Origin of the sequence: Achromobacter insuavis, from assembly GCF_902859645.1 — a bacterium.
Taxonomy (GTDB): Bacteria; Pseudomonadota; Gammaproteobacteria; order Burkholderiales; family Burkholderiaceae_B; genus Achromobacter; species Achromobacter insuavis.
In genome coordinates, this window is record NZ_CADIJR010000075.1 from 19707 (window position 1) to 27202 (window position 7496).

6 protein-coding genes are annotated in these 7496 nt (G+C 69.9%); 2 read left to right on the forward strand and 4 right to left on the reverse strand.

Annotated features, from left to right (window positions below):
- Positions 1-39: 39 nt before the first annotated feature.
- On the reverse strand, positions 40-2112 hold the full coding sequence (locus tag H0523_RS26045) for an LTA synthase family protein (protein ID WP_231689957.1): 2073 nt from the start codon (positions 2110-2112) through the stop codon (positions 40-42).
- A 245-nt stretch (positions 2113-2357) separates the two neighbouring features.
- Positions 2358-3278 carry a LysR substrate-binding domain-containing protein gene (locus tag H0523_RS26050; protein WP_054435048.1) on the reverse strand — a complete coding sequence of 307 codons (921 nt, stop codon included), beginning with the start codon at positions 3276-3278 and terminating at the stop codon, positions 2358-2360.
- A 153-nt stretch (positions 3279-3431) separates the two neighbouring features.
- On the opposite strand from H0523_RS26050, the gene H0523_RS26055 reads away from it, so the two are divergent.
- Positions 3432-4076: a 2-hydroxychromene-2-carboxylate isomerase gene (locus H0523_RS26055; RefSeq protein ID WP_054435051.1), complete on the forward strand. Its 645-nt coding sequence runs from the start codon at positions 3432-3434 to the stop codon at positions 4074-4076.
- 284 nt (positions 4077-4360) lie between these two features.
- Here the strand turns inward: H0523_RS26055 and H0523_RS26060 are convergent, their stop codons facing one another.
- Together H0523_RS26060 and adh are read right to left on the reverse strand one after the other, a co-directional pair.
- The gene (locus H0523_RS26060) at positions 4361-4738 is read right to left on the reverse strand and encodes a DUF779 domain-containing protein (protein ID WP_054435053.1); all 378 of its coding nucleotides are present in this window, start codon (positions 4736-4738) and stop codon (positions 4361-4363) included.
- Positions 4739-4792: 54 nt separating this feature from the next.
- Positions 4793-6322 (reverse strand): aldehyde dehydrogenase, encoded by a 1530-nt coding sequence (gene adh, locus H0523_RS26065; RefSeq protein WP_054435054.1) that lies wholly within the window; start codon positions 6320-6322, stop codon positions 4793-4795.
- 228 nt (positions 6323-6550) lie between these two features.
- On the opposite strand from adh, the gene H0523_RS26070 reads away from it, so the two are divergent.
- Positions 6551-7496: sigma-54-dependent Fis family transcriptional regulator (locus H0523_RS26070; RefSeq protein ID WP_180180195.1), on the forward strand; the 946-nt coding region annotated here is incomplete at its 3' end.

Below are 7496 nucleotides of genomic sequence, written 5' to 3' on the forward strand. Positions count from 1 at the left end.
CGGCGCGGCCGGGCGTGCCGGGCCGGGCCGCGCCGCGGCTCAGGGCCGCTCCGGGCGCGATGGCAGCTGGTGCTGCACCTGGTAGTTGATCTGCCATTGCAGCAGCGGACCGTAGGCGTCGAGCCGAGCCTGTTCGGCCGCCTGGGCCGGCGTGGCGTCGCGTTCGGCCGCCAGCGCCAGGCCGGCGCCATCGGCCCAGGGCAGGATGCGGCCGGGACGGTCGCGCAGGTAGGCGCCGTCGCGCGTGATCAGCAGGCGTGGATTGTTAAAGCCGAAGCACCATTGCGGGTCGGGTTGAGCCGCCAGCAGGTCGCAGCCGCTGCGGAAATAGGGCGTGTCCGGCAGGCTCAGCTGATACAGCGTCGGCAGGATGTCCTTGTGGCTGCCGGGGCGCGCGGGATCGTAGGTCGACTGCCCGCGATAGGCGCGCGGCACATACAGGTAGAACGGCACGGCGCGCGCCAGCACGGCATCGCTGTCGAGCGCGTAGTCGACGCCCAGGATGTTGTGGTCGCCGGTGACGGCGACGATGGTGTTGGCGCCGTTGGGCGAGGCCTTCAGGCGGGTCAGGAAATGGCCCAGCTGATCGTTGGCGTAGCGCAGCGTGTCGAAGGCCTCGTCCAGGCCGGTCCAGCCGGCGTAGTAGGGCAGCCGTTCGATGTCGTCCAGGTCGAGGCCGCCGCGTTGGCCGCCCTCGGGCACCAGGAAGGGCGGATGATGGGTGGTGGACAGGGCCATGACGAGCAGGCGCTCGCCGTCGCGGTCTGCCCGCGCCAGCCGCTCGCCGATGTAGCGGAACATGTATTCGTCCGGCACGCCCCAGACCCCGGGCTGCGCCTCGGGGTAGCGCTGCCGCAATGTCAGCTGGTCGACGAATTCCTGCGCGCCCAGGTGGCTGGCGAAGCGGCCCAGGTTGCGCCAGGTGGCCGTGCCCGAAGTGACGAACACCACGCGGTAGCCGCGCGCCAAGAACGGCGCGAAGGCGTTGCTGGCGAAGGTGGCGTTGGCCGCCGACGACTGGCTCGTGGCCGGCATCGGGCTGCGCACCAGCAGGCGGCTGAGGGTGTCGATGGTGCCGTTGCCCTCGGACAGGAAACGGTCGAAGCGCCAGTCCTCGCGCCAGTGCGGCCGCAGCGCGCCCAGCAGGTCGCGGCCGGGGCGGTCGTACATGTTCATGTGATGGCCCATGCTCTCCATCACCTGCAGCACCACGTGCGGCGGCCGCTCGCGCGCCTGCGGGTTGGCGCCGGTCGTGGCCATGAAGGGCTGCAGGCCCTGGCCCGACCTTCCCAGGAAACGCTGGTAGAGCTGCGCGCCCTCGTCGTCGACGACGCTCGTGAAGCGCTTGTCGTTGTCGCGCTCGGACAGCGCCCAGAAGAAGGCCGAAATGCCGTTGGGCGCGATGTCGTTGAGCAATCGCAGCGAGGAAATGCCGGTGTCGTCCTTGTTGAGCGGGAAGGCGCCGAGCGAGCCGCGGCAGGCCAGCACGGTCACGCCCAGGATCAGCAGCATCCGCAAGGCGCTGGGCGCCAGCGGCCGCCGCGCCAGCCGCGCGCGCAGCACCCGGGCGCGCCAGCGGCACGCCAGCCAGCTGGTGCCGGCCAGCACCGCCGCCAGCAGCGCCAGCGTGCGCAGCACCGGATAGCCGTGCCACAGCGTCGCCACGATGGCGCGGGTATCGTCGTCGATCAGGCCGAACACGAAGATGTCGATCGAGCGCGAGAAGGTGGCGAAGTAGCACACGCTCACCACCGTGCTGGCGGCGAACAGCGTCGCCAGCACGGCGCCCAGGTAGGGCAGGCAACGCAGCCACAGGGCCTGCGCCGCCGGGCGCGCGGCCAGCAGCAGGGCGGCCAGCAGCGGCGCCGAGAATGCGATGGCCGCGACCTTGATGTCGAACAGCAGGCCGATCGCCAGGGTGCGGTTGATGTCCTGCGGCAGCGCCGCATAGGCGCCCGGCGGCGCATAGGCCGCCAGCAGGTAGGCGCGGCCGGCGCCTTGCGCCAGCACCGACACCAGCCACGGCGCCAGCAGGATCAGGAAGGAACGCTGGAAGTTGATGAACCAGGCTTGCCAGGCGTCCGCGGAACGGAAGCGCTTCATCTGCGTCATGAAAGAAATGCGGGGCGTTGCCGGAAAGCGGCGGCAACAGGCCGCGCCCGCCGTCGGGACGGTGGGTACGGGGTTCATTCGCAGGGGAGCTCGGAGCCGTGCGGGGATGCAGGCCGCAATCTACAGGAGGGGCAGCGCGAATCTATGAAGGTTTGTATAGAACTTGTAGCGCGCTGCCCAGACCATCAGCCGGTGCGTCGGTCTGAAAGGACGGCATGTCCGCCGGCGCCCGCCATTTGTCGGGCTTATTCCGGGGTCAGCAGGCTCGCCGTCGTGGCGGCCTGCTGCACCAGCCAGCGCGTCACGATCTCGGCGTCGGGCGTGCTGCGGCGCGCGTTGCGCACCAGCCAGTAGGCATGTTCGGTGGCATCGGCGGGTTGGCCGCCGACCGTGGCCAGGCGGTGGTCGGCCAGCATTGGCGCGATCAGCGCCAGCCGCCCCAGCGCGATGCCATGGCCGGCCAGGGCCGCATGCACGATCTGGTCGTACTGGTTGAAGCGCAGCATGCCCTTGGGCCGCACGCGGCCCAGGCCGCGCGCATTGAGCCATTCGGACCACTGCAGCCAGGGACGGGTGGGGTCGTCGAACTCCAGCAGCACGTGGCGCTGCAGCTCGCGCGCGTCCAGGGCGCGGGCCTTGAGCGAGGGATGCGCCACCGGCACCACCGATTCGCCGAACAGCCAGACCGCGCCGTCCGGCACCGTGTCGCGCAGGCTGTAGCGGATGGCGATGTCGACGCTCTCGCGGTCGATGTCGATGACGCGGTTGTCGGCCGCGACGCGCACGTCGATGTTGGGATAGGCGGCCTGGAAGTCGCCCAGCCGCGGCAGCAGCCAGAGCGAGGCCACGCCGATGGTGGTGGTGACGGTGACCGGGGTGCGGCGCTCCGGCGCGCGCAGTTGCTCGGTGAGGTCGCCCAGCTGGCTGAGCCACGCGTCCGCCATGCGGAACAGCTGCGCGCCCTCGGACGTGAACGAGACGCTGCGAAAGCCCCGCAGCAGCAGCGGCACGCCCAGGTGCGCTTCCAGCGCCCGGATCTGCCGGCTGACGGCCGATTGCGTCACGTGCAGGTCCTGCGCCGCCAGCGTGATGCTCATGCGCCGGCCCACGGCGACGAAGCCTCGGACCAGATCAAGCGGGGGAAGTTTGGCCAGCGGGTATGACATTCGTGAAACTCATGCGTAGGCGGCGGAAATTTCGCTTGTGCAATATAACGCCTGCGGCGTCCAATATGACTCGGACGACGGGTGAAGCGAAGGCGATTCGGCCAGGCCCGCCGGCCTGGTTTCCCAGTTCCCCCTGCCGTTGGAGCTTGTGTCATGAATGCGCCCCTGTCCGCCCCGCCCCGCCTCGAGATGTGGTTCGATTTCGCCAGTCCCTACAGCTATCTGGCGATCGAGCGTATCGGCGAGCTGGCGGCGCGGGCGGAGGTACGGGTCGACCTGCGGCCGTTCTTGCTGGGGCCGATCTTCCAGGCCCAGGGCTGGAACGACACGCCGTTCCGGCTGTTTCCCGGCAAGGGCGCCTACATGATGCGCGACATCGCGCGCCTGGCCGAAAAGTACGGCGTGCCCTACAACCGGCCGCGCCTGTTCCCGCGCATGAGCGTGCTGCCGGCGCGCATCGCGCTGCTGGGCGAGGACGAACCGTGGGGCCGTGATTTCTGCCTGGCGGTGTTCCGCGCCAATTTCCAGCGCGACGAGGACATCCAGGCCGAGGACGTGGTGCACGCGCTGCTGACCGGGCTGTCGCTGGACGCCGACGCGCTGATCGCGCGCGGCAAGTCGGAAGCCGCCAAGGAGGCGCTGCGCCGCCGCGTCGACGAGGCCCGTCACCTGGGCCTGTTCGGGGCGCCGACCTTCCTGGTGGACGGCGAGATGTTCTGGGGCAACGACCGCCTCGAGGACGCGCTCGAATGGACCCGCCGCGCGCCCGTCAGCGCCTGGGCCGCCGCGGCCGGCTGACGCTGCCGGTTTCAGGTCCGTCTTGCCATCGCCGCCGCCGCGCGGCCACCTTGCAGATTTCTTCCGTCAACGCTTTATCCGCAATGAAAAACAGCAGCAGTCCGCTACGTGGCGCACCCATGCCGGGTGGCCGTTCGTTCACGCAATTTCGCGCCGCGCGCATCCGCCGCGTGTCGTTCCAGTGGCAACAACAGGAGGCCTGTGGCGCCGAGCCGGCAGGCAAGGGCGGCGGGCCGCGGCGTTCCTGACGCGCCGCGTCCGCCGGGCCGCCCCGGGCGCCGGCTTCAACCGCGCGTGACCGGGGCCACGTTGGCCCACTCCTCGTCCGAATACAGGCGCGAGCGCAGCAGGAAGCGCCTGCCCTCGGCGCTGTCGAGCGAGAACGCGCCGCCGCGTCCGGGCACCGCGTCGATGATGAGCTGGGTGTGCTCCCAGTAGGCGAACTGGTCTTCGCCCATGTAGAACGGGCAGCCCTCCAGTTCGCCGAGCAGCACGTCCGAGCCGCCCACCATGAATTCGCCCAGGGCATAGCACATGGGCGAGCTGCCATCGCAGCAGCCGCCCGACTGATGGAACATCAGCGCGCCGTGCTTGGCGCGCAAGGTGTCGATCAGTTCGCGGGCCGCGTCGGTGGCCACCACGCGCGCAGTGATCTCAGGCATGACCAGCCTCCCATGGCCCGCGCCGGGTGCCGGCCCGGCGCGGCCCTCGACGCGTCAGAAGAAGCCCAGCTTCTTGGGCGAGTAGCTCACCAGCAGGTTCTTGGTTTGCTGGTAGTGGTTGAGCATCATCTTGTGGTTCTCGCGGCCGATGCCCGACTGCTTGTAGCCGCCGAACGCGGCGTGCGCCGGATAGGCGTGGTAGCAGTTGGTCCAGACCCGGCCGGCCTTGATGGCGCGGCCCATGCGATAGCACGTGTTGGCGTCGCGCGACCAGACCCCCGCGCCCAGGCCGTAGAGCGTGTCGTTGGCCAGCGCCAGCGCGTCGTCGGCGTCCTTGAACGTGGTCACCGCCACCACCGGCCCGAAGATCTCTTCCTGGAACACCCGCATCTTGTTGTGGCCCTTGAAGACGGTGGGCTGCACGTAGTAGCCGCCTTCGAGCGCGCCCTGCATCCTGGCGCGCTCGCCGCCGGCCAGCACCGCGGCGCCTTCCTGCTTGCCGATGTCCAGGTACGACAGGATCTTCTCCAGCTGCTCGGTGGAGGCCTGCGCGCCCAGCATGGTGTCGGCGTCCAGCGGGTTGCCCTGCTTGATCTCGGCCACGCGCTTGAGCGCGCGCTCCATGAACTTGTCGTAGAGCGATTCCTGGATCAGCGCGCGGCTGGGGCAGGTGCAGACCTCGCCCTGGTTCAGCGCGAACATGACGAAGCCTTCGACCGCCTTGTCGAGGAAGTCGTCGTCCTGCGCGGCCACGTCGGCAAAGAAGATGTTGGGCGACTTGCCGCCCAGCTCCAGCGTCACCGGAATGATGTTCTGCGACGCGTACTGCATGATCAGGCGGCCGGTGGTGGTCTCGCCGGTGAAGGCGATCTTGGCGATGCGCTTGCTCGAGGCCAGCGGCTTGCCGGCTTCCAGGCCGAAGCCGGTGACCACGTTGACCACGCCCGGGGGCAGCAGGTCGCCGATCAGTTCCATCAGCAGCAGGATGCCCAGCGGCGTCTGCTCGGCCGGCTTGAGCACCACGCAGTTGCCCGCCGCCAGCGCCGGCGCCAGCTTCCAGGCGGCCATCAGGATGGGGAAGTTCCACGGGATGATCTGGCCGACCACGCCCAGCGGCTCGTTGAAATGGTAGGCCACGGTGTCGTGGTCGATCTCGGACAGCCCGCCTTCCTGGCTGCGGATGCACGAGGCGAAGTAGCGGAAGTGGTCGATCGCCAGCGGGATGTCGGCGGCGCGGGCCTCGCGGATCGGCTTGCCGTTGTCCCAGGTCTCGGCGGTGGCCAGGCGTTCCAGGTTGGCTTCCATGACGTCGGCGATGCGCATCAGGATCTGCGCGCGTTGTGCCGCCGGGGTCGCACCCCATTTGGGTGCGGCGCGGTGCGCGGCATCCAGCGCCAGGTCGATGTCGCGCTCCTTCGAGCGGGCGTTGCGGCTCAGCACCTGGCCCGTGACCGGCGTGACGTTGTCGAAGTATTCGCCATCGGCGGGCTTCTGCCATTTGCCGTCGATGAAGTTGTCGTACTGCGTTCTGAGATCCAGGCGCGTGCCATAGGATTCGGGGGTGACGCGGGTCGCGATGTCCATGCTTGTCTCCGGTATTGTGGGAATGACGGCAGTCGGGTGCCTGCTTCTCCTGAAGCAAATCGCGTGCCATCGGGGGGTTATCCGCTGGACAAGCGCGCGTGCCGCGTGCGAAAGTAGATTTCCACGCGCCGGCAAAGGGCGTGGGCGGCGCATTGCCGCCCCAGGGTGTCGCGTTTCGCGACAGTGTCGCGGAACAGGTGTCGCAGAACACCGTCCAAGGAGACATGCATGGCCAGTCAATCCCGTCGGCAATCGCTGACGCAAGCGCGCCAGCTGTTCAACCAGCAGGGCGTCGTGCCCGGCGGGCTGGTCGCCGAGCCCATCCTGCGGTCCTGGCGCCGTTGCGCCGATCTGGGCTTCGACATGCGCGGCGCGCGCCGCGCCGAGCCCATGACGGCCGGCGAGCTGCGCGAGGCGCGTGAACGCAACGAGGCGCTGCGGCGCCTGTCCGAACCGGCCATGTCGCTCCTGCGGCGCGAAGGCGGCAGCGACGGGCTGGTGATCCTGTCCGATGCGCAGGGCCTGGTGCTCGACAGCGACGGCGACATCGATTTCGCGCAGCGCGCCTCGCGCGTGGCGCTCATGCCCGGCGCCCCGTGGGACGAGGCCGCCGCCGGCACCAACGCCATCGGCACCGCGCTGGTGGAAGGCCGGCCCATCGTCGTCGACGGCGCCGAACACTATTTCGAACCCAACCGCATCCTGACCTGCGCCGCCGTGCCCATCACCGACAGCGAAGGGCGCATGCTGGGCGTGCTGGACCTGTCGAGCCCGGCGCGCGCGATCCGTCCCGACGTGCTGGCGCTGGTGCGCGCGGCGGTCGACCTGATCGAGCATCAGCTGTTCGACGCGGCGCACGAGCCGTGCGCGGTGCTGCGCTTGCACGCCGACCGCTCGGGCCTGGGCACGCCCGGCGAGGCCCTGCTGGCCTTCCAGGGCGACCTGCTGGTGGGCGCCAACCGCCGCGCCTTGCAGATGCTGGGGCTGGCGCCCACGGCGCTGGGCGTGTATCGCTACGGCGACCTGTTCGATGGCGACCTCGACCACAGCCCCGACGCGGCCGGCCGGGTGCATGCGCGTTCCGGCGCGGTCTATCACGCGCGCCTGCGCCTGCCGCGCGCCCGTGCGCCGCTGACGCCGCTGGCGCCGCAACCGACCCTGCGCCTGCCCGCGG

Excerpts from the sequence above, each read along its gene's own strand:
- H0523_RS26045 (WP_231689957.1), bottom strand. The coding sequence starts at position 2,112 with ATGACGCAGATGAAGCGCTTCCGTTCCGCGGACGCCTGGCAAGCCTGG.
- H0523_RS26050 (WP_054435048.1), bottom strand. The coding sequence starts at position 3,278 with ATGTCATACCCGCTGGCCAAACTTCCCCCGCTTGATCTGGTCCGAGGC.
- H0523_RS26055 (WP_054435051.1), top strand. The coding sequence starts at position 3,432 with ATGAATGCGCCCCTGTCCGCCCCGCCCCGCCTCGAGATGTGGTTCGAT.
- H0523_RS26060 (WP_054435053.1), bottom strand. The coding sequence starts at position 4,738 with ATGCCTGAGATCACTGCGCGCGTGGTGGCCACCGACGCGGCCCGCGAA.
- adh (WP_054435054.1), bottom strand. The coding sequence starts at position 6,322 with ATGGACATCGCGACCCGCGTCACCCCCGAATCCTATGGCACGCGCCTG.